The following is a 20386-nucleotide window of genomic DNA, read 5'->3' on the forward strand; positions in this document are numbered from 1 at the left end:
ATGTCGAACCACGCGGTCACGCCGTTTCACCTCCATGTGTCGGACAAGTCGCTGGACGACCTCCGCGATCGCCTGTCGCGCACGCGTTGGCCGGAACGGGAGACAGTATCCGGATGGGAACAAGGCGTGCCACTGGACCGCGCGCAAGCGCTCGTGGCTTACTGGCAGAACGGCTACGATTGGCGACGGTGCGAGACCGCGCTGAATGCCGTCGGTCAGTTCACGACTGAGATCGACGGGCTGAAGCTGCACTTCCTGCACCGCCGCTCGCCCCATCTCGATGCCCTCCCCATCGTCATCACACACGGCTGGCCTGGGTCCGTGGTGGAGTTCATGAAGGTCATCGGACCGCTGACCGATCCAGTGGCGCATGGTGGCAAGGCGGAAGACGCTTTCCACGTCGTGTGCCCCTCGTTGCCAGGTTACGGCTTTTCCGCGCGTCCTGCACAAGGCTGGCCGGTGCCGCGAATTGCGAAAGCGTGGATCACGCTGATGAAGCGGCTCGGCTACCACCGCTTCGTTGCGCAGGGCGGCGACTGGGGCTCAGCCGTTACTACCGCCATCGGCGCCAGCGGCGATGCGTCAGTGGCCGGCATCCACCTCAACATGCTCGTGGTCCGTCCGACGCCAGAAGACCTGGCGAACGCTACCGAGCAGGAGAAAGCGTCGCTCGAAAGTCTGCAGCGCTACATGCAGGACGGGAACGGCTATTCGCAGCAGCAGGCCACCCGCCCACAGACGCTCGGCTATGGCCTCGTCGACTCTCCGGTCGGGCAAGCGATGTGGGTTTACGAGAAGTTTCGTGAATGGTCCGACTGCGACGGCGAACCGGAGAATGCCCTTAGTCGTGATGACATGCTCGACGATATCATGCTCTACTGGCTCACCGGCACAGGCGCCTCCTCGGCCCGGCTCTACTGGGAGAGCTTCAAGAGCTTCGGCGCGGAGAAGGTACCGGTGCCCACCGGATACAGCATGTTCCCAAAGGAGATCTTCCGCGCGTCCCGCCGCTGGGCGGAGCGGCAATATCCCAACATCATCCACTGGAACGAGCTGGACCGCGGCGGCCACTTCGCCGCGTTCGAGCAGCCGGAGCTGTTCGTGGAGGAGGTCCGCGCCGCGTTCCGTGCGCTACGGGGCTCCTGATTACTCCCGCACCAGCGCGTCAATCGCTGCCTGAAGGATATGCGCGGCGGCAAGGTTGTCGATCCGTTCGGCGCGTTTGGCCCTGCTCATATCCTGTTCGATCATCACCCGCTCCACGGCGACCGTGGACCAACGCTCGTCCCACAGCAGAATGGGCGCGAGATCGGCGATGTTGCGGGCAAAGGCGCGGGTCGACTGGCTGCGCGGGCTTTCTGTGCCGTCGAGGTTCAATGGAAGTCCCAGCACGATCCCGGTAACCTGTTGCGCCACCATCAACTCGGACAGCGCCAGTTTGTCCTGCGTGAACTTGCGGCGCTTGATCAGTGTCGCTGGACTGGCAAAGCTCCAACCGGCGTCACACAGCGCCGTCCCGATCGTTTTGGTGCCAAGATCAAGGCCGATGAGCCGACCGCCGTTCGGCAGCCCACCACGAAACTCCTCCGCCGATAGCGTGATCATCGCGCAGCCAGCCTCCGCGCAACATCAGCGCGGACATTCGCCCAGAACAGGCTGTAATCATAAACATGGTAGTTGTTGCCCGGCAGTACATAGGGTCCGACATCCGGGCCCTCGCCGATCAGCAGCAGCCCTCGTTCCCCGCATCGCGCGGGCACCTGCCCAGCCTTGATCGCCGCGCTGCCCAGATCCGCCGCCGGGAACAACGTGCCCTTGTTGGCACTGGCCGGCGCCGTTGCGTCTGCGGTGCCGGTCAGCGGATTGGTGCATACCAAACGTGATCCACGCCGCGGCTTGCCGTCGAAGCCGATCGAGCGATCATAAGTGTCCAGCACCAGGGAAGGATCAGCCGGTTCGGCGAACGTTTCCCAAGAAAGCACGCATCCGCGCTGGTCAGGGCGGGCGCATTGCGGAAACCCCATCGCTCTAAGATCATGATCGCGGCTGACGGGCCATCCGACGACATAAGCAGCAATCAAACGGCGGGCGATCGGCGTTCCCGCCACCTTGTCCTTCAGCAGGTGGGTGAGGTGAAGCGCTCCCTGGCTATGCCCGGCCAAGATGATCGGCCGATCATCGCCGATCTGGCGCAGGAACGCGGCAAAAGCGACCTGGACATCGCCATAGGCCAAGTTCAGCGCGCGTTGCGCATCGGCCGCGTCGGTCAGGAACGATCCAAAGGTCGCTTGTCGATAGCGCGGCGCCCAGATCTCGCCGGCCTCGTTGAACACGCTGGCTTGACCGCGCAGGAACAAGGCCGCGCGGTCGTTGGCTTCCTTGTTGGTCAGCGGCGCATTCCAGCTGTCGCCGCTCAGGTAAGAGGTCGGATGGATAAAGAAGATCGCCGCCCCGCCGCTGGTCTTTCGCGGCTGATAGCCCGCTGGCGTCCACAAAGCCGGATTGCGACAAAGGTCGGGACGCGCCAACCACATGTCTGGGCGATCATAGGCGTCAGCGCGCGCTTTCCCCTGCTGCTCAAACGGGCGGCCCGGCACGAATGTCCAGCGGATCAGGTCATTGCCCCAGATCCGGTAAACAACCGCTCCGGCAATCACGAGCGCGATCAGGAAGGCGATGACGTAGAGGAACTTGCGTGCCATGCCGTTCGCCTGCCCCAGCCGTCGGGCGCGCGCAACCATACTGCGCAATCAGCCGGCTCCGCGCCCGCTGCGATTGGTCGCCAAGCGCTGTTGCCTTCGCACCTGCGGCAGTGATAGCGCGCAGCCCATGTCCGTAGATATTGCCACCGTGAAGAAGGTCGCGAGCCTTGCTCGCATCGCGATCGACGATGCTCACGCCGAGCGCCTCGTGCCGGAGCTCAACAACATCCTCGGATGGGTCGAGCAACTCGGCGAAGTGGACACCAGCGGCGTGGCGCCGATGACGGCCGTGATCCCCAACACGCTGCGCCTTCGCGACGACGTCGTGAACGCCGACCCGCTGACCGGCGGCGGCATGCGGGACGCCGTGCTGGCAAACGCGCCACAGGCGGAACACGGGTTCTTCACCGTGCCCAAGGTGATCGAGTGAGCTGTCTCCGCTCCGCAAGGGCTGCCTCGACATACAACGGCCGCGCCCTTCCTTCTCTTGAGACTCCGGCGCTCGCCGGCGAGACGGTGTTCTGATGACTGATCTTACCGACCTTGGCATTCGCGAGATCCGCGATGGCGTACGCGAGGGCACTTTCTCCGCACGCGAAGTGGCCGAAGCGTTCAACGCAGCCGTCAGCAGCGCGCGGCAACTCAATGCCTTTCTGGTCGAAACACCGGACCATGCGCTCGCCGCTGCCGATGCCGCCGATACCGCGCGCGCGGCTGGTGAGACGCTGAAGCCACTCGCAGGCGTGCCGATCGGCATGAAGGATCTGTTCTGCACCAAGGGAGTGGCCTCCACCGCCGCCAGCCACATCCTGGAAGGCTTCACGCCGCAGTATGAATCCACCGTGTCGCAGCGCCTGTGGGATGCCGGCGCGGGCATGCTGGGCAAGCTGAACATGGACCAGTTCGCCATGGGCTCGTCCAACGAGACCAGCGCGTTCGGCAACGTTATCTCGCCGTGGCGCCGCAATGACGGCGGCAACGCGCCGCTGGCGCCCGGCGGCTCCTCGGGGGGCTCGTCGGCGGCAGTGTCTGCGCGCCTCTGCCCGGCCGCAACCGGCACCGACACTGGCGGCTCGATCCGCCAGCCGGCGGCGTTCACGGGTATATCGGGAATCAAGCCGACCTACGGCCGTTGCTCGCGCTGGGGCGTGATCGCTTTTGCCTCGTCGCTCGATCAGGCCGGGCCGATGGCCCGCGACGTGCGAGATTGCGCCATCATGCTGGAGGCGATGAGCGGCTTCGACCCGAAGGACGCTACGTCGCTCGACGTTCCCGTTCCCCGGTGGGAGCAGGGCCTAAACGCCAGCCTCGCCGGCAAGCGCGTCGGCATCCCGCGCGAATACCGCGTGGACAACATGCCCGAAGAGATCGAAGCGCTTTGGCAGCGCGGCATCGAATGGGTGAAGGACGCCGGCGCAGAAGTGGTCGAGGTGTCACTGCCGCACACCAAATACGCCCTTCCCGCGTATTACATCATCGCGCCCGCCGAGGCGTCGTCCAACCTCGCCCGCTACGATGGCGTTCGCTACGGCAAGCGCGATCTGCCAGACGGCGCCAATCTCCAGGCAATGTACGCCGCCACCCGCGCGGCCGGCTTCGGCGAAGAGGTGAAGCGCCGGATCCTGATCGGCACCTATGTGCTCTCGGCCGGCTTCTACGACGCGTATTTCACCCAGGCATCGAAGGTGCGCACGCTGATCGCGCAGGACTTCGACAAGGCCTGGGAGAGCTGCGAGATTCTGCTCACCCCGACCGCGCCGTCCGCGGCGTTCGGTCTGGGCGAGAAGAGCGATGATCCGCTCGCCATGTATTTGAACGACGTCTTCACCGTGCCCTCGTCGCTTGCCGGCCTGCCCGCGATGAGCGTGCCCGGTGGCCTCGACAAGCACGGCCTGCCGCTCGGCCTCCAAGTGATCGGCAAGGCGCTGGACGAGCAAGGCGTCCTCAATGCCGCGCTGGCGCTCGAGGAGCGTGCCGGCTTCGTCGCGCGCCCACAGGCGTGGTGGTGAGCCGCGCGCGGCACTTCATTATTTCCCATGAGGATGGGCGGGGCCTTGGCTGCCCCGGCCCGAACGGGTGTTTAGAGCTATGACTGACTATCGCATCAAGGGCGCCACGGGCGATTGGGAGGTCGTGATCGGCCTCGAGGTACACGCGCAGGTGACGTCGAACGCGAAGCTATTCTCCGGTGCGGCCACGGCGTTTGGTGCCGAGCCCAATTCGCAGGTCAGCCTGATCGATGCCGCGATGCCGGGCATGCTGCCGGTGCCGAACCGTGAATGCATCCGCCAGGCGGTGCGCACCGGCATGGCGATCGATGCGCAGATCAACAAATGGTCGCGCTTCGATCGCAAGAATTACTTCTACGCCGATCTCCCGCAGGGCTACCAGATTTCGCAGCTTTATCATCCGATTGTCGGCGAAGGCTCGGTCGAGATCGAGGATGGTGACATCGTCAAGACGATCGGTGTCGAGCGTATCCACGTTGAGCAGGATGCCGGCAAGCTGATGCACGATCAGCACCCCACCCGCTCCTATGTCGATCTCAACCGGTGCGGCGTTGCGCTCATGGAGATCGTCAGCCGCCCGGACATGCGCTCGCCGTCCGAAGCTGGCGCGTATCTTCGCAAGCTGCGCGCGATCCTTCGTTATGTCGGCTCATGTGACGGCAACATGGAGGAAGGCTCCATGCGCGCTGACGTCAACGTCAGCGTGCGCAAGCCGGGCGAAGAATTCGGCACGCGGACCGAGACGAAGAACGTCAACTCGGTGCGCTTCGTCATGGCCGCGATCGAGCATGAAGCGCATCGCCAGGTCGACGTGCTCGAGTCCGGCGGCAAGATCGTCCAGGAAACAAGGCTGTTCAATCCGGACACCGGCACCACGCGTTCGATGCGGTCGAAGGAAGATGCGCACGATTACCGCTACTTCCCTGACCCCGATCTGCTGCCGCTCGAGCTCGACGACGCCTTCCTTGAGGAATGCCGCGCATCGCTGCCGGAGCTGCCTGACGCGAAGCGCAAGCGCTACGAGGCGCTTGGCATCACCGCCTACAACGCCGATGTGCTGACCGCAGAGGTCGAGACCGCCCGCTGGTTCGACACGTTGCTTGATGCCGGCGCAGCGCCGGTCGCAGCATCGAACTGGGTCACCGGCGAGTTGTTCGGTGCGCTCAACCGGATGGGCAAGGGCATCACCGATTCGCCGGTGACCCCCGGTCAGGCGGCAGAGCTTCTCTCGCTCGTCGCTGATGGCACGCTCTCCGGCAGCCTCGCCAAGCAAGTGTTCGAGGTCATGCTCGAGACCGGCGATGCGCCCGGCAAGATCGTCGAAGAGCGCGGGCTTAAGCAGACCAGCGACACCGGCGCCATCGAGGCCGTGATCGCCGAAGTGCTGGCGAAGAACCCCGGACAGCTCGAGCAATATCGCGGCGGCAAGGTGGCGCTGTTCGGCTTCTTCGTCGGTCAGACGATGAAGGCGATGGGCGGCAAGGCGAATCCGCAGGTCGTCAACGATCTACTGAAGAAGGCGCTCGGCTAAGCAGGCACCGCCCTGCCCTCGGCGATCGCTCCGCCTCGTCGCTATCCGAGAAGTCGCGGATGATGACGGGAGCGCTGCGCCCGCTTGCCACCCTCGCTCGCGCCGATTAACTGCCCCTCCCGATGCCTTCTTCGGACCACCGCCCCGCCTCCCTCATTCCCGGCGGTGCCGTTTTTCCGCACCGCCATCTCACCGGGATCGAAGGGCTCCAGCCACACGAGATCGCGTTCCTGCTGGACGAAGCGGAAGGCTGGATCGCCGCCAACCGCGAGCGCGGCACACCCGACAAGCGGCTTGCCGGTCTTACGCAAATCAACGCCTTTTTCGAGAACTCCACGCGCACGCTGCTGAGCTTCGAGATCGCCGGCAAGCGCCTGGGCGCCGATGTCGTCAACATGCACGCGGCGCAGTCCAGCGTGAAGAAGGGCGAAACGCTGATCGACACGGCCATGACGCTCAACGCCATGCGCGCCGACGTGATCGTCATCCGCCACATGTCCTCGGGCGCGGTTCGGCTCATCGCGGACAAGGTGGATTGCCCCGTCCTCAACGCGGGCGACGGCCGTCACGAACATCCAACCCAGGCACTGCTGGATGCCCTCACCATCCGCAGGCGCCGTGGCACCATTCATAATCAGCGCGTCGTGATCTGCGGCGATGTGCTGCACAGCCGAGTCGCCCGGTCGAACATTCTGGCGCTGACGGCGCTCGCGGCCGAGGTTCGGGTCTGCGCGCCGTCGACCCTCATGCCCCCCGCAATCGAGCGGATGGGCGTCACGCCCTTCATCGATTTCGATGCGGCGCTTGAGGGCGCCGACGTCGTGATGATGCTGCGGCTCCAGACAGAGCGGATGGCAGGCGGTTACGTGCCGTCCACGCGCGAATACCATCTACGCTACGGCCTCACGTTGAAACGGCTGGCACGTGCGAAAGCGGACGCCTTGGTGATGCATCCGGGACCAATGAACCGTGGGGTGGAGATCGACTCCAACGTCGCTGATCACGCGGAGCGCTCCGCGATCACGGAACAGGTGGAGATGGGTGTTGCCGTTCGTATGGCTTGCCTGGACGTGCTGACCCGCCGGTCGCGCGGCGTGGAGGGCTGGGCATGAGCGGCGCGCTCCATTTCCGGAATGCCCGGATCATATGTGCCGAGGGTGGCGAGCGCCACGGCGACCTGTTCGTAGCCGATGGGCGGATCGTCGACTCTGCCCGAGGCGCAGAAACGATCGACTGCCGCGGCGCGCTTTTAATGCCTGCGATCGTCGACCTCGGCGTTGCCAGCATCGATCGCGCGGCGTTTCGCGCGGGTGGCATCGTGCGTGTCGGGCTAATGCCCGATCAAAGCCCCGTGCTCGATGAGCCAGGGATCGTGCAGCGCTCCGCGCTGATCGGCCGGCCGGACCTGTGGATTCATCCGATCGCCGCTGCCACGCGCGGGCTGGCGGGAACGGATCTTGCCGAAATGGCGATCTGTGCTTCGGCCGGGGCACGCGCGGTGGGCACCGGTCGCGGCTGGATCACCGATTCGGGTGTCATGGCGCGGGTGCTCGCTTATGCCCGTGATCTGGGCCTTACCGTTGTCGCTCATTCCGAAGACGCCGGGTTGGTTGGCGATGCCGTGGCGACAGAGGGCGAAACCGCCACCCGGCTCGGCCTTCCCGCCGCCCCCGCGCTCTCGGAGCCGCTGGCAATCGCCCGCGACCTCATGCTCACGGAAGCGGCAGACGCGAGGCTTCACCTCCGGCAAGTCACAACGGCAGCGGGTTTCGAGCTCGTCCGGGCTGCCAAACGCCGCGGTGTCCGGGTGACCTGCGGGATCACGCCGGCGCACCTGCTGCTGTCGGACAATGCAATGAGCGATTTCCGCACCTTTACGCGGCTATCTCCCCCGCTCAGGTCGGAGGAGGATCGCAGGGCAGCACTCGCAGCGCTGGCTGACGGCACCATCGACGTACTGTGCTCCGGCCATGATCCGCGCGGCCCGGAAGAAAAGCGCCTCCCCTTCGCGGATGCCAGTGCCGGCGCCGCTGGTGCTGTCACTTTGCTTCCGCTGGCGCTCGGCCTCGCACGGGACGGGCACCTCAGCCTGGAACGACTCTCGGCGCTGTTATCGCGCAATCCCGCGGCCGTCCTGGGGATCGACGCTGGATCGCTTCAGCCAGGCGCTGAGGCAGACATCATGCTGGTGGATCAGAACGCGCCGTGGCAGATTTCCGCCGATACTCTCCCGGGCACCGCTGGAAATACACCGTTCGACGGTCTGCCGGTTCAGGGCCGCGTCCTTCGCCTCTTCAAAGGAGGCCGCGAACTCGGGTGAGTCCTGGCCCCAAGACCTGATCGAGTTCGGCCTCCGCCTCGCGTTGCTCAGCGTCCCGCGAGTTGCACCTTTGCCGCTTTTGCCCAGGCTGCCGTCTGATCGCCCGCGCTCGTCCGGACGAAGCATGCGCCGCCGTTGCTCCGATAGCCACGACACAGCTCATTGGCTTCCGCGCGCGAATACCCGCCGACCGAGAGGCGATAGAAGGACTTGAACGCCATGCCCGTGGGGGTTTCACCCGCGAACGCCGGATGGCGCCGCTGCGCCCGCTCCCACGCGTCCTTTGCGACTGCCGCCGAATCATAGGCGCCGAGCTGGACGAACCAGCGGCCTCCGCCTTTCGACTTCCCTGTGCTCTCCCGGTCAAGTGCCGCGAAGCGCGTCTGCGGCGCCTCCACGGCAGCTTGCCGGATGGGAGCGCTACCGCGGGGCAGCTGCTGCACTACCTCGCGCCGCTCCGCGAAGACGATGCGGGTGCCCGGCGCCGAGGTCTCGCCCGCCGCCGTCATCGCGGCCGGCGACGCTTCCCCAGCCGCAGCCACCGATGCGTCGGCGAGAAGCGTCGCGGCCGGCATGGCGCTTGCCGGCGAAAGCGTGTTCAGCGCGAGGGCGACTGGCTGCCCCGGATCCTTGACCGGCCGCACGCCGAGCAGCGCCGAGACCTGGTCCGCCGCGCCAACGGGCTTGGCAAAGGACGCCCATTGCAAAACGCGCGCATCCGCTTCGGTCGGCCCCATGTCGATTCCTGCGATCTGGCGCGATTCGGTCCAGCGACCGGCAAGCGCCAGCACCAGGGCAAGGTTCTGCCGGGTCTTCGCATCCGCGTTGGGTGAGCGTGCCGCAGCGGTGAGCAGCTCGACGCCCGTGCCCGGATCACCCGCCAGCGCAACCGCAAGGCCGCGATCACTGGCCGGCACGATGGCGGCATGCTCTTCCAGGCTGGCGCGCGCTTCATCCCATTGCCCTTCGGCGATCATGGCGAGCGCGAGATTAAGCGCCGCCTTGCCGTTCTCGGGCGACAGGCTCAGTACGTCGGCATAGGCAGCATGCGCAGACGTAAAGCGTCCGGCCTTCAGATAAGTCGATCCCAGCAGTGCGCGATAATTGGCGTTCCGCGGTTCGCCCTCCACCGCCGCTTCGGCAAAGCTGATCGCCTTCGTGAGATCGCCCTTGGCAAGCGCGTCTGTAGCCTGCTGAGCATTGCGCGCCGCCTGTTTCGCGAGCGCCGCTTCGCTGCGCGTGCTGACCGTGGAGATGCCGCCCTGTGCGCAGCCGACCATGGCGCCGCCCAGCATCAGGGCCGAAAGGCTGAAACCTGCAAGTGCACGCTTGTTCATCGTCGGATCCCCGAGCCATTTTCATGGGTGAAGCCGCGCCCACGTCCCAATGCGGGAATCCGCTGGTGCCGTGGGGCTTCCCCCTGTCCCGCGTTTGATGCCAATTTCTTCATAAGGAATGGTAAACACGCGGCGGTGCGGGGTATCGAGCGGGTGATCGAAGGGTTAGCGATAGAGTAACCTCGCGCGTCCACATCGTGCGCCATCGGCAGAAAGCTCGCGGATAATTCGGGGAAGACGGATGAAGAATGCGTATCTTGCTGGGGCGGTCGCCGCGGTTCTTGTCGCGGGGGTTGCCGGCGCGGATGTGAAGCAGGGCGTGGATGCCTGGAGCCGGGGTGACTACAAGGCAGCCGTCGACATCTGGCGTCCGCTTGCCGCGGCGGGTGACGCGGACGCGCAGTTCAACCTCGGGCAGGCGTTCAAGCTCGGCCGCGGCGTACCCGCAAATCTCCCGACCGCGACCGAATGGTTCCGCAAGGCGGCCGCTCAGGGCCATAGCCAAGCCATCGATAATTACGGGCTCGCGCTATTCCAAGACGGGAAGAAGACGGAAGCACTGCCGTGGCTGGAAAAATCGGTCGCGCGCGGCGAGCGGCGGGCGCAACTCGTGCTCGGCACCATGTTGTTCAACGCGGATGGCGTACCGCGCGACTGGGTCCGCGCTTATGCGCTGGTGACCCGCTCGTCGCAGCAGGATCTGCCACAAGCATCGCAAACGCTGGCCCAGATGGATCAATTCATTCCCGAAGCGCAACGGCAGCAGGGGCTGACGCTTGCCCGCAAATATGAAGCGGACGCTCGCGCACTGGCGATGCGCCTTCCGCCCACGACGCCGGGTGGAACGGTCGCCAACGCGGCCCCGCCACGCATCACCGCGCCCAGCCCTGCCGCTTCCTCGCCGTATCCCGCGCCAAGCGCGAGAACGTCGCCAGCACCAGCGACGGCAGTGCGCACCTCCCCGGCGCCCGCCCGGCCCACCACGACGGTCGCGACGCCGCCAGCCACCTCCGCCCCCGAGCGCGCGGCAGCTGCAAGCGGGCCATGGCGGATCCAGCTCGGCGCGTTCCGGGACGCAGGCAATGCCCGGACTCTGTGGGGGCAGGTCGGCAGCCGCACCGGCGGCAGCCCCGCTTACGTCCAAGGCGGCGGGGTCACACGCCTTCAGGCAACAGGGTTCGCATCACGTGCCGCCGCGCAGCAGGCATGCGCAAAGTCCAAGGTCAGCTGCGTCGTCGTTGCGCCCTGACGGCGCAAGGCTGTTCAGACGATCCCGCCGCCGAGCATGAGCCGAAGGGCGAAGATGATGATCAGCACGATGTTGAGGTTACGGCCGGCGTTTCCGGAAGAAAGCGCGCCGACTGCCGCACCCACGATGCCGATCGGGATCACCAGCCAGTTCATCCAGCCTAGCAAGGGCATGAACGCGACAAGGCCCAGCACAAGGGTGACGAGGCCAATCAGGATCGAAACGATGTTGAGCATGGCCTCAACATGGAGGGACAGTCAGTGTGTTACAAGGGCGAGACACATAGGATGCCACTGTCGCGCGGCTCTCGTCATGGCGTGATGCCGGCGGAAACCCGACTTCGCAACGGATTGCGTAGCACCGGTATCAGCACGTTAGCCGCGCTGGCCCTGCTCACCGCCTCGTGCGGCCAATCATCGGACGAGCAACCGGGCGACGCCACTGCAGCTGCAAACCGCACGCAAGGCGACGGGACGCTGGCGGAGAAGGACCCGGTGCTCGCCGGCGCGCTGCGGGATCAGATCATGGTTGATCCCAAGCTGGTGCAGCAGGCCAATGCGGATACGCTCCGTCCCCCCGCCCAACCCGAATCACTCGCGCTTCCGCCCGAGACGATCGCGGACGCCGCGTTCAAACCCGCCGCAGGCGCGCTGCGGTCAGCGCCCGCCCCCGGCGGCAGTTGCCCCCAATGCACGGCGGCTAAGCGGGCGCTCACCCTCGGCGCCCTTGCCGCTACCCAAGGCGCCTCGGCCAATTGCGTACGAAACGTCGCTTATTCCACCGATTGGGCCAATCGATTGCCGCAAGCGGTGCCGCTATACCCCGACGCGCGGGTGACCGAGGCGGCCGGCGCGGACCAGCAAGGGTGCGCGCTGCGTGTGGTAAGCTTCGTCAGCGCAGCGCCGATGCAGCGGCTGCTTGACTGGTATTACACCCGCACTGCCGAAGCCGGCTATCGCACCGGTCATGGTGTCGAGGGAGATGAGCACATCCTTGCCGGCACTCGCCCATCGGCGGCCTTCATGCTCAGGTTGCGGCCACGCTCCGCAGGGGGCACGAATGTCGACCTGATGGTCGACGACGCACGCTGACCACCCCTTCCGCGTTGCTGTCCATGGGTCTAGGGCGGGAGAATGAATGCATTGTTTCTGGTGATGGCGGGCGGCGCGATCGGCGCCGGGCTGCGCCATCTTGTTGGCCGCGCGACGCTGTCGGCGTTCGGCGCCGCCTGGCCGTGGGGTACGCTGTTCGTTAATATCGCGGGCGGGTTTGCCATGGGGCTGCTCGCCGCGTCGGTCGCGCGGGTCGCGAATGGGGAAACGTGGCGCCTGTTCTTGGCCGTGGGCGTGCTTGGCGGCTTTACGACGTTTTCGGCCTTCTCTTTTGATGCGGTGGTCATGATGGAGCGTGGCGCCTGGGTGCAGATGCTCGCCTATGTGCTGATCTCCGTCATCGGGTCGATCGCGGCGCTGGCGGTGGGATTCGGTCTGGCGAGGTCGGCGGCATGAGCGAGTCGGTTCGCCAGTTCACCGTCGGCACGGACGACGATGGCATTCGTGTCGATCGCTGGTGCAAGCGGCACCTTCCGGACACGAGCTTTACCACCGTCGCGAAATGGGCGCGCACCGGTCAGCTTCGCCTCGACGGCGCCCGCGTCGGGCCCGGCGATCGGGTCGTATCGGGTCAGGTGCTTCGGGTTCCACCGGCCGAACCGGTCCGCGTCGATGTTCGGCCCAAGCGTGAGCGTCCGCCGATCAGCGGGGATGAAGCCGCGTTCGCGCGCGACATGGTGGTCCACAAGGATCAAGCCGCGCTGGTGCTGAACAAGCCGCCCGGCCTTGCGACTCAGGGCGGCACCAAGACGACGTCCCACGTCGATGGCCTGCTCGATGCGCTGCAGTTCGAATCGGAAGGGCGGCCCAAGCTCGTTCACCGGCTGGACAAGGACACCTCGGGTGCCCTGCTGGTCGCCAGATCGGCACGGGCGGCGGCTTTCTTCGCCAAGGCGTTCTCCAGCCGCTCGGCAAAGAAGGTTTATTGGGCGCTGGTCGTCGGTGTTCCCTCGATCGACGACGGTACCGTCGACCTCCCCATCGCGAAGCAGCCGGGCACCGGCGGCGAGAAGATGCACGTCGATGAGGAGAACGGTCAGCCCTCCCGCAGCCGCTATCGCGTGATCGAGCGTGCGGGCAATCGCGCGTGCTGGGTGGAATTGCAGCCGTTCACCGGCCGCACCCATCAGCTGCGCGTCCATATGGCGGCGATCGGCCATCCTATTGTGGGCGACGGCAAATATGGCGGGCCGGCGGCCTTCCTCACCGGTGGAATAAGCCGCAAGATGCATCTGCACGCACGGCGCATCCGTGTTGATCACCCGGACGGCGGCGTCATCGATGTCACCGCCGAACTGCCCACGCACTTCGCCGAAAGCCTCACCAACCTCGGCTTCGAGGAGGCGCAAGGTGACGCCATGCCGTCTGATACGCGCCCGCCGATCACGCGGGAGATCCGCAAGGCCCAGGCGCGTGCGCATGCCAAGCAAGTGCGCAAGGGTCGCCGCGGCGAGCGTCGCGGCCGTGGATCTTCGGAATAGCGCGCTGCCACTGACCGTGTCGTGTAAATCAAGGGGCTCCGCAGGCCTGTCTCTATCGGACAGGCCACCTCTCCGGCGACGCGCACCGAATGCCGGCGGCAACGGGATCATCGGGGCGCCCTAAAGCGACAGCCTGCGGGCGTGATCCCACCCGCCTCCTCCGGTCATGACGGTGCAACGCCTCGCTGGGGCGGGGAGCAGCCAACGCTCACCGCGCTTCATCAATCCTGATGAAGCGCGCGCCTCCTCGTCAGAGTGTCAGCGCAATCAGCGGCTGTCCGATCGACAGGCCGATGGCATGGGCAAACAACAGCAACGATACACCAGCGGTCACACCTACCAGCACATAGCCAAGGTACGTCACCATTGGCGGGTTCGGGCGCTTCAGCTTCGCATTCTGCGACGCCCCCGAAAAAATGAAGCTCACCAACAAACCATATACGAATACTGCCGCGCCGACCATCGCCGTACCATTCCTGATAGAGATATGTGAGGCTCGCCCCCCCGGGCCCGCGCTCGCCAATTTGCCTTGGTGGAACTATAAAGTCCATGTGTCACCAAAGAGTTGACGACTGTTTGATCGCATATCGCGACCGCCTTGTCGTGGCTGGCGCCGTTCGTCAGGCTAGGCCATAGGCGCCCTATGGCAACTGATCTCGCCCGCTCGCGCTGGCTCATCCTGGTGCTCGTCCGCTTGGCTACCGCCGCCGCTGCCGTTCTCGGCATCATCCTGCTGGCGCGTTCGGAGGACGTGCCAGGCAGGATCCTTGGCGGCGCCGTCGTACTGAGCGCCCTGTGGAGCATGGCCGTGCTACCCAGAGCGTTGGCGCGCCGTTGGCGGAGTCCGTCGTAATGAAGCGCTTCTGGGCAGATGTCGCAATAGATACCGATGGCGTGATTCGCCTCGATGGTCGCCCCGTGCGCACGCCGGGCCGTGCGCCGCTCGCCCTTCCTACCCCGGCCCTGGCCGATGCCATTGCTGACGAGTGGCGCGCCGTTGGGGACACCATCGATCCTCGTGCGATGCCGCTCACCGGCCTCGCCAATGCTGCCATCGATCGCGTTGCTCCCGATCCGCAGGCATTTGCAGCGGGCCTTGCCGCTTATGCGGAAAGCGACTTGCTTTGTTATCGTGCGGAAGCGCCGGCAGAACTCGTCACTCGGGAAGAAGCGGCGTGGGATCCGCTGCTCGCCTGGGCGCGCAAGCGGTACGACATCCACTTCGAGACGATCAGCGGCGTGATGCACCAGCCACAGCCCGCGGCCACCATCGCCCGGCTTGCCGATGCGGTCGCGAGTCGCCCGCCGTTCGAGCTCGTCGCCCTTCAGCCGATCGTCACCATCGCCGGAACCCTCGTTGGCGCCCTCGCGCTAGCAGAAAAAGCGATTAGCGCGGACGATCTCTGGTCAGCCGCCATTGTTGACGAAACCTGGCAGGCCGAGTTGTGGGGCGAGGATCCGGAAGCTGCAAAGGCGCGCGCCGCACGCCGGCAGGACTTCGACTCGGCGGTGCGCTTCCTCTCGCTGCTCGAGTAGCGCCTCAGGCGGGATCGTTGGCTGCACTATGCTTCAGAAGGCTGCGGATGAAGCCGATAATGCCGGTCTGCCGCGAACGCTTGAGCCGCTCCGCTGCCAGGATCATGCGCACGCACTGGAAGCAATGCTCAAGGTCGTCGTTGACCAGGACATAGTCATAACCGTCCCAGTGGCTCACTTCATTCGCGGCCCGCGCCATGCGCGCGTCGATCACTTCCTGGCTATCGGTGGCGCGCTTCTGCAATCGGTCGCGCAATGCCGCCATCGACGGCGGCAGGATGAACACTCGGACTACGTCACCGCCGGCCAGCTGGTGCAATTGCTGCGCACCCTGCCAATCGATGTCGAACAGGATGTCATGGCCTTCGCTGAGCGTGTGAAAAACGTCAGCCTTGGGCGTGCCATATCGATTGTCGAAGACGTGCGCCCATTCGAGGAATTCGTGGTTACCCACCATTTCGCGGAATTTCTCGAGCGAGACGAAGTTATAGTCCTTGCCATCCACCTCACCAGGGCGAATCGGCCGCGTCGTGTAGGAAACCGACATCGAAAGCTCGGGCTCGGCCGCGAGCAACTTTTGCGCAATGGTGGATTTGCCGGCGCCCGATGGCGAAGAAAGAACGAACAGCACACCGCGCCGGCGCATGCCGTGCGGATCGGTGGGGGTGGAAGCGGCCATGCGCGCTACTGCCGCGCGAGAGGCGCCAGCGTCAAGGCCGAGTCAGCTACTGGCCGAAATCGGCCGTTTCGTGCCGGAGCACGCCTGTTCGGGTCAACGAGCAGGCCGGCGGCATCCGAGAGGATGCCGCGATCGGCCGCCGTTCAGCGCATTCCGCGCGCAGTGCCGCCCTTCCCGGTCTTGCGCCGGTCCAGCATCTTCTTGGCGACATAACCACCGCCCAGCAGCAGGCCCAACGGCCCCGTACGTGTTACCGCCCGGGCAGCGATCATGCCGATAGCCGCGCCCTTAAGCCCACCGCGGCCGTCGCGCCGATCCACTTCCTTGCCAACAAACGCGCCGATGAGGGTGCGAAGCATGTTATTCCCTTTCCGATATGATCTTGTTGAACCCCACGCCTGGCGATCAGGTTCCCAGCATCGCTTCGGGCCGCACGACTCGATCGAACGTCGCCTCATCCACCAGCCCCAGCGCGACGCCTGCTTCCTTCAGGGTAAGTCCTTCTGAATGCGCATATTTCGCGATCTTGGCCGCATTGTCGTAGCCGATCTCGGGCGCGAGGGCGGTTACCAGCATCAGCGAACGGTCGAGCAAATCGGCGATACGCCGCTCATCCGCCTCAAGATCGTCCACGCACCGTTCCGCAAAGCTTTCCATGCCAACCGCAAGCAAGTCCATCGATCGCAGCACAGCTGCGCCTATCAACGGCTTGAAAACATTCAGTTCCAAGTGGCCCTGCATGCCGCCCACCGTTATCGCCGTGTGGTTTCCGATCACTTGCGCCGCCACCATGGTCAGCATTTCTACCTGCGTCGGGTTTACCTTTCCCGGCATGATGGAGCTGCCCGGCTCATTCGCCGCAAGGATCAGCTCACCAATGCCGCAGCGTGGCCCAGACCCGAGTAACCTAATGTCATTGGCAATTTTCGTCAGCGCCACGGCAAGTGTATTCAGCCGCCCCGACAATTCTACCAAAGTGTCGTTGCTGGCGAGCGCCTCGAACTTGTTAGGTGCCGTTTCGAACGGCAAGCCAGTAAGATCTGAGAGCTCACCTGCAACGTCTTCCGCAAAGCCCTGAGGAGCATTGAGGCCTGTCCCGACAGCGGTACCACCTTGCGCAAGGCGTGAGACGCCGTGCGCGATCAGCGGCTCGATCCTTGTTCGCGCGAGCCGCACCTGCGTGTGATATCCCGAGAACTCATCGCCCAGCGTCAGCGGCGTAGCGTCCTGCATATGCGTGCGGCCGATCTTCACAATCCGTTGCCAAGCATCAGCCTTGGCGCCCAGCGCTTGCTCTAGACGCTCCAGCGCAGGCAGCAGCCGGCGGGTTGCTGCCAGGGCAGCCGCTACGTGCAGGGCGGTTGGGAACGAGTCGTTCGATGATTGCCCGCGGTTGACGTCATCATTCGGGTGAACGGGGGACTTTCCGCCGCGGCTGCCGGTCAAGGCTTCGTTGGCCCGCCCGGCGATCACTTCGTTGACGTTCATGTTGCTTTGCGTGCCGCTGCCGGTCTGCCAGATCACCAGCGGAAACTGATCATCCAGCTTGCCCGAAACTACTTCAGCCGCGGCAGCCTCAATCGCGTCCGCCTTCTTTGGCTCAAGCCCGTGTTTCCGATTAACTCGCGCGGCGGCCTGTTTCACGAACGCCAGTGCGTGAATGATCGCGATCGGCATCCGCTCGGTTGGCGGAAAAGGGAAATTCTCGATCGAGCGCTGGGTCTGCGCACCCCAATATGCATCCGACGGCACCTCGATGGCGCCGATCGAGTCAGTTTCTGTCCGCGTGGGCATAACGTTACGTTCCCGCAAAAAGCAGGACGACAAGCATCAAGCGCGCACTTCGGTTGCATTCGGTCGCCGGCGCTATCCGCCGAACGACCGGCCGCCGCTCATTTTTTACGCTTGAAATCCACGCTGACGACGTTCGACCCGTCCTCACTGGAGGGCGCTGGCGAGCCATCGTTCTCTGCCGGATCATGCGGCTCTGGGCCGTCGCCAGGACCTTCCTGCGCCTGGAAGCGCAGCTCGAAATTCACCGCGGGATCATGGAAGCCAGTGATGGCGGAATACGGGATCACCAGCTTGGAAGGCACCTGATTGAAGCTGAGTCCCACGGAGAACCGCTCACCGTCGACCATCAGGTCCCAGAAACGGTTCTGGAGCACGATCGTCATCTCGTCAGGGAAGCGCTCGATCAGCCGTTTGGGGATATCTACGCCGGCCGCCTGGGTCTTGAAGGTGATGTAGAAATGGTGCTCGCCGGGCAAGCCGCCACCCGTCGCGACCGAGCCGAGCACGCGTGCAACAACGGCGCGCAGCGCCTCCTGTACGATTTCGTCGTACGGAATCAGGCTATCGGGTGCTTGGTCGTCCATCCGCGCCATGGGTAACGGTCGCAAACGGCTGGTCAAGATTGCATGACGCACAGGCGTCGCTATGTGCGCGCAATGCGCACCGCCACGATCCGTCGCGACACCAGCGAAACAAAGATTGCAGTGACCGTCAATCTTGATGGCACCGGCAATTACCACATCTCCACTGGGGTGGGATTCTTCGACCATATGCTGGAGCAATTGTCGCGGCATTCGCTGATCGACCTGGAGGTGGAGACCAAGGGCGATCTGCACATCGATCAGCATCATACCGTGGAGGACACCGGGATCGCGATCGGCGAGGCCATCGCACGGGCGCTCGGCGACAAGCGGGGCATCAGGCGGTACGGCGACGCCCTTTCGCCCATGGACGAGACGCTGACGCAGGTCGCGCTCGACATCTCCGGGCGGCCCTGGCTGGTGTGGAAGACGGATTTCACCCAGAAGAAGCTGGGCGAGATGGACACCGAATTGTTCAAGCACTGGTTCCACAGCTTCGCGCAAGCAGCCGGGATCACGCTTCACGTCGAGACGCTTCACGGCGAGAACAACCATCACATCGCCGAGAGCGCCTTCAAAGGCCTCGCGCGCGCACTTCGCCAGGCGATCGAGATCGATCCGCGGAAGGCAGACGCCATTCCCTCGACCAAGGGGGTGTTGTGACACGGCGCCTCAATGATCCTTCGTTCGCTGTAGCGAGAGGCATCTGATGCTCGCGCTGGTGGATATCCAATCCGGCAACCTCCACTCCGTTGAGAATGCACTGCGGGCAGCGGCAGGAACGGACATCGTGGTGACGGCGGATCCCGAACTGATCAGCCGCGCAGACAGGATCGTTCTTCCCGGCGTCGGTGCCTTTGGTGCCTGCGCGGCGAACTTGCGCGCGATCGATGGCCTGGAAGGGGCGTTGCGACAGCGGGTGCTGAGCGAAGGCGCGCCATTCCTCGGCATATGTGTCGGGATGCAGTTGCTGGCAGATCACGGGGACGAACTGGGATACCATCGCGGCCTGGGCTGGTTTGGGGGCAGCGTACGGCGGCTGGATCCTAGCGGAACCGATGCGAAGGTGCCTCACATGGGATGGAACGATGTGCGCCCTCATGGTGACCATCCGTTGATCCCCGCGGGCGAAGCATATTTCCTGCACAGCTTTGCCTATGAGGGCGAGGCTGTCATTGCCGAGACCGAGCACGCCGGCCCCGTGACGGCCGCGATCGGCCGGGACAACATCGTCGGCGTGCAGTTCCACCCCGAGAAGAGCCAGCGCTATGGGCTGGATCTTCTCGCTCGATTTTTGAAGTGGCGCCCATGAGCCTGATCGTATTTCCCGCCATTGATCTGAAGGCCGGCCAGGTGGTTCGTCTCGCCGAGGGCGATATGGATCGCGCGACTATATATGGCGACGATCCCGCCGCGCAGGCGATGTTGTTCGCCGATGCTGGTGCCGGGCACCTTCATGTCGTGGATCTGGATGGGGCGTTCGCCGGTGAGAGCAGGAATGGCGAGGCCGTCCGCGCCATCGTCGATCGCTTTCCCGGGCACGTGCAATTGGGCGGCGGCATTCGTACACCGCAAAGCGTCGAAGCTTGGTTCGACGCCGGCGTGGCCCGTGTGGTGATTGGCACCGCCGCATTGGAGAACCCGCAGTTCGTGCGTGAGATGGCCGCTGCCTTCCCCGGCGGCATCGTGGTTGCCGTGGATGCCCGTGATGGGATGATCGCCACCAAGGGGTGGGCGGATGTTTCCACCACGCCGGTTGTCGATCTCGCGCGCCGCTTCGAGGATGCCGGCGTAGCGGCGCTTCTGTTCACCGACGTGGGCCGGGACGGCTTGCTCAAGGGCTGCAACGTCGAGGCCACCGTGGATCTCGCGCGCGCCGTTGCTATCCCGGTGATTGCCAGCGGCGGGGTAAAGGGGATCGACGAAATTCACGTGCTGGCTCTTCACGCGCGCGACGGCGTGGAAGGCGTGATTACCGGACGCGCATTGTACGACGGCAGGCTTGATCTCGCCGCCGCTCTCAGTGTCGCGGCCGCGGCGTGATGCAGTTGTTCC

The 20386-nt window shown here is 65.0% G+C and carries 24 protein-coding genes; 15 read left to right on the plus strand and 9 right to left on the minus strand.

Annotation, left to right across the window (positions count from 1 at the left end; translation table 11 throughout):
- Complete coding sequence (locus SPMU_RS05665; protein ID WP_088332676.1) at positions 1 to 1146, plus strand: epoxide hydrolase family protein; 1146 nt, start codon at positions 1 to 3, stop codon at positions 1144 to 1146.
- On the opposite strand, the gene ruvX is transcribed toward SPMU_RS05665, so the two are convergent.
- Positions 1147 to 1605 (minus strand): Holliday junction resolvase RuvX, encoded by a 459-nt coding sequence (ruvX, locus tag SPMU_RS05670; RefSeq protein ID WP_088332678.1) that lies wholly within the window; start codon positions 1603 to 1605, stop codon positions 1147 to 1149.
- On the minus strand, positions 1602 to 2702 hold the full coding sequence (locus tag SPMU_RS05675; RefSeq protein ID WP_088333199.1) for a DUF3089 domain-containing protein: 1101 nt from the start codon (positions 2700 to 2702) through the stop codon (positions 1602 to 1604). The genes ruvX and SPMU_RS05675 overlap by 4 nt, the downstream gene beginning before the upstream one ends.
- 127 nt (positions 2703 to 2829) lie before the next feature.
- On the opposite strand from SPMU_RS05675, the gene gatC reads away from it, so the two are divergent.
- The 5 genes from gatC (at position 2830) to SPMU_RS05700 (ending at position 8562) form a co-directional block, all read left to right on the plus strand.
- Positions 2830 to 3132: an Asp-tRNA(Asn)/Glu-tRNA(Gln) amidotransferase subunit GatC gene (gene gatC, locus SPMU_RS05680; protein WP_088332679.1), complete on the plus strand. Its 303-nt coding sequence runs from the start codon at positions 2830 to 2832 to the stop codon at positions 3130 to 3132.
- Positions 3133 to 3226: 94 nt separating this feature from the next.
- A complete protein-coding gene (gatA, locus tag SPMU_RS05685) occupies positions 3227 to 4711 on the plus strand; it encodes an Asp-tRNA(Asn)/Glu-tRNA(Gln) amidotransferase subunit GatA (RefSeq protein ID WP_088332681.1) in 1485 nt (494 codons plus the stop codon).
- A 79-nt stretch (positions 4712 to 4790) separates the two neighbouring features.
- Positions 4791 to 6242, plus strand: coding sequence for an Asp-tRNA(Asn)/Glu-tRNA(Gln) amidotransferase subunit GatB (gene gatB, locus SPMU_RS05690; protein ID WP_088332683.1), 1452 nt, complete (start codon positions 4791 to 4793; stop codon positions 6240 to 6242).
- A 122-nt stretch (positions 6243 to 6364) separates the two neighbouring features.
- A complete protein-coding gene (locus SPMU_RS05695) occupies positions 6365 to 7354 on the plus strand; it encodes an aspartate carbamoyltransferase catalytic subunit (protein ID WP_088332685.1) in 990 nt (329 codons plus the stop codon).
- Positions 7351 to 8562, plus strand: coding sequence for a dihydroorotase (locus SPMU_RS05700; protein ID WP_088332687.1), 1212 nt, complete (start codon positions 7351 to 7353; stop codon positions 8560 to 8562). The genes SPMU_RS05695 and SPMU_RS05700 overlap by 4 nt, the downstream gene beginning before the upstream one ends.
- 47 nt (positions 8563 to 8609) lie before the next feature.
- Here the strand turns inward: SPMU_RS05700 and SPMU_RS05705 are convergent, their stop codons facing one another.
- Positions 8610 to 9899, minus strand: coding sequence for an SPOR domain-containing protein (locus SPMU_RS05705; RefSeq protein WP_088332689.1), 1290 nt, complete (start codon positions 9897 to 9899; stop codon positions 8610 to 8612).
- A 241-nt stretch (positions 9900 to 10140) separates the two neighbouring features.
- On the opposite strand from SPMU_RS05705, the gene SPMU_RS17390 reads away from it, so the two are divergent.
- Positions 10141 to 11148 carry an SPOR domain-containing protein gene (locus SPMU_RS17390; protein ID WP_088332691.1) on the plus strand — a complete coding sequence of 336 codons (1008 nt, stop codon included), beginning with the start codon at positions 10141 to 10143 and terminating at the stop codon, positions 11146 to 11148.
- A 14-nt stretch (positions 11149 to 11162) separates the two neighbouring features.
- Here SPMU_RS17390 and SPMU_RS05715 read toward each other — a convergent pair whose 3' ends face one another.
- Complete coding sequence (locus tag SPMU_RS05715) at positions 11163 to 11384, minus strand: hypothetical protein (RefSeq protein WP_088332693.1); 222 nt, start codon at positions 11382 to 11384, stop codon at positions 11163 to 11165.
- Positions 11385 to 11435: 51 nt separating this feature from the next.
- Between SPMU_RS05715 and SPMU_RS05720 the strand changes: the two genes are divergently transcribed.
- The 3 genes from SPMU_RS05720 to SPMU_RS05730 are packed head-to-tail and all read left to right on the plus strand — an operon-like array spanning position 11436 to position 13741.
- The gene (locus SPMU_RS05720) at positions 11436 to 12239 is read left to right on the plus strand and encodes a hypothetical protein (protein ID WP_211275712.1); all 804 of its coding nucleotides are present in this window, start codon (positions 11436 to 11438) and stop codon (positions 12237 to 12239) included.
- A gap of 42 nt (positions 12240 to 12281) precedes the next feature.
- Positions 12282 to 12656 (plus strand): fluoride efflux transporter CrcB, encoded by a 375-nt coding sequence (crcB, locus tag SPMU_RS05725; RefSeq protein ID WP_088332697.1) that lies wholly within the window; start codon positions 12282 to 12284, stop codon positions 12654 to 12656.
- Positions 12653 to 13741 carry an RluA family pseudouridine synthase gene (locus SPMU_RS05730; RefSeq protein ID WP_088332699.1) on the plus strand — a complete coding sequence of 363 codons (1089 nt, stop codon included), beginning with the start codon at positions 12653 to 12655 and terminating at the stop codon, positions 13739 to 13741. The genes crcB and SPMU_RS05730 overlap by 4 nt, the downstream gene beginning before the upstream one ends.
- Positions 13742 to 13991: 250 nt before the next feature.
- Here SPMU_RS05730 and SPMU_RS05735 read toward each other — a convergent pair whose 3' ends face one another.
- Positions 13992 to 14168 carry a hypothetical protein gene (locus SPMU_RS05735; RefSeq protein WP_245832792.1) on the minus strand — a complete coding sequence of 59 codons (177 nt, stop codon included), beginning with the start codon at positions 14166 to 14168 and terminating at the stop codon, positions 13992 to 13994.
- 216 nt (positions 14169 to 14384) lie between these two features.
- On the opposite strand from SPMU_RS05735, the gene SPMU_RS05740 reads away from it, so the two are divergent.
- Positions 14385 to 14594 carry a hypothetical protein gene (locus SPMU_RS05740; protein WP_088332703.1) on the plus strand — a complete coding sequence of 70 codons (210 nt, stop codon included), beginning with the start codon at positions 14385 to 14387 and terminating at the stop codon, positions 14592 to 14594.
- Positions 14594 to 15277, plus strand: coding sequence for an ATP12 family chaperone protein (locus SPMU_RS05745; protein ID WP_088332705.1), 684 nt, complete (start codon positions 14594 to 14596; stop codon positions 15275 to 15277). Before SPMU_RS05740 ends, SPMU_RS05745 begins: the two co-directional genes overlap by 1 nt.
- 4 nt (positions 15278 to 15281) lie before the next feature.
- Here SPMU_RS05745 and gmk read toward each other — a convergent pair whose 3' ends face one another.
- The 4 genes from gmk to SPMU_RS05765 form a co-directional block, all read right to left on the minus strand.
- Positions 15282 to 15956, minus strand: a complete 675-nt coding sequence (gmk, locus tag SPMU_RS05750; RefSeq protein ID WP_088332707.1) for a guanylate kinase — start codon at positions 15954 to 15956, stop codon at positions 15282 to 15284.
- A 143-nt stretch (positions 15957 to 16099) separates the two neighbouring features.
- A complete protein-coding gene (locus tag SPMU_RS05755) occupies positions 16100 to 16315 on the minus strand; it encodes a hypothetical protein (protein ID WP_088332709.1) in 216 nt (71 codons plus the stop codon).
- A 46-nt stretch (positions 16316 to 16361) separates the two neighbouring features.
- Positions 16362 to 17750: a class II fumarate hydratase gene (gene fumC / locus SPMU_RS05760; RefSeq protein WP_088332711.1), complete on the minus strand. Its 1389-nt coding sequence runs from the start codon at positions 17748 to 17750 to the stop codon at positions 16362 to 16364.
- 98 nt (positions 17751 to 17848) lie between these two features.
- Complete coding sequence (locus tag SPMU_RS05765; RefSeq protein WP_088333200.1) at positions 17849 to 18334, minus strand: SspB family protein; 486 nt, start codon at positions 18332 to 18334, stop codon at positions 17849 to 17851.
- A 72-nt stretch (positions 18335 to 18406) separates the two neighbouring features.
- On the opposite strand from SPMU_RS05765, the gene hisB reads away from it, so the two are divergent.
- From hisB to hisA, 3 genes are read left to right on the plus strand one after another with little or no spacing between them, the layout of a single operon-like run.
- Positions 18407 to 18994, plus strand: coding sequence for an imidazoleglycerol-phosphate dehydratase HisB (hisB, locus tag SPMU_RS05770; protein WP_088332714.1), 588 nt, complete (start codon positions 18407 to 18409; stop codon positions 18992 to 18994).
- 43 nt (positions 18995 to 19037) lie between these two features.
- Positions 19038 to 19643 (plus strand): imidazole glycerol phosphate synthase subunit HisH, encoded by a 606-nt coding sequence (gene hisH, locus SPMU_RS05775; RefSeq protein ID WP_088332716.1) that lies wholly within the window; start codon positions 19038 to 19040, stop codon positions 19641 to 19643.
- Positions 19640 to 20374: a 1-(5-phosphoribosyl)-5-[(5-phosphoribosylamino)methylideneamino]imidazole-4-carboxamide isomerase gene (gene hisA / locus SPMU_RS05780; RefSeq protein WP_088332717.1), complete on the plus strand. Its 735-nt coding sequence runs from the start codon at positions 19640 to 19642 to the stop codon at positions 20372 to 20374. The genes hisH and hisA overlap by 4 nt, the downstream gene beginning before the upstream one ends.
- The last annotated feature ends 12 nt before the right edge of the window (positions 20375 to 20386 follow it).

Source organism: Sphingomonas mucosissima (assembly GCF_002197665.1).
In the GTDB taxonomy this organism is placed as follows: Bacteria; Pseudomonadota; Alphaproteobacteria; order Sphingomonadales; family Sphingomonadaceae; genus Sphingomonas; species Sphingomonas mucosissima.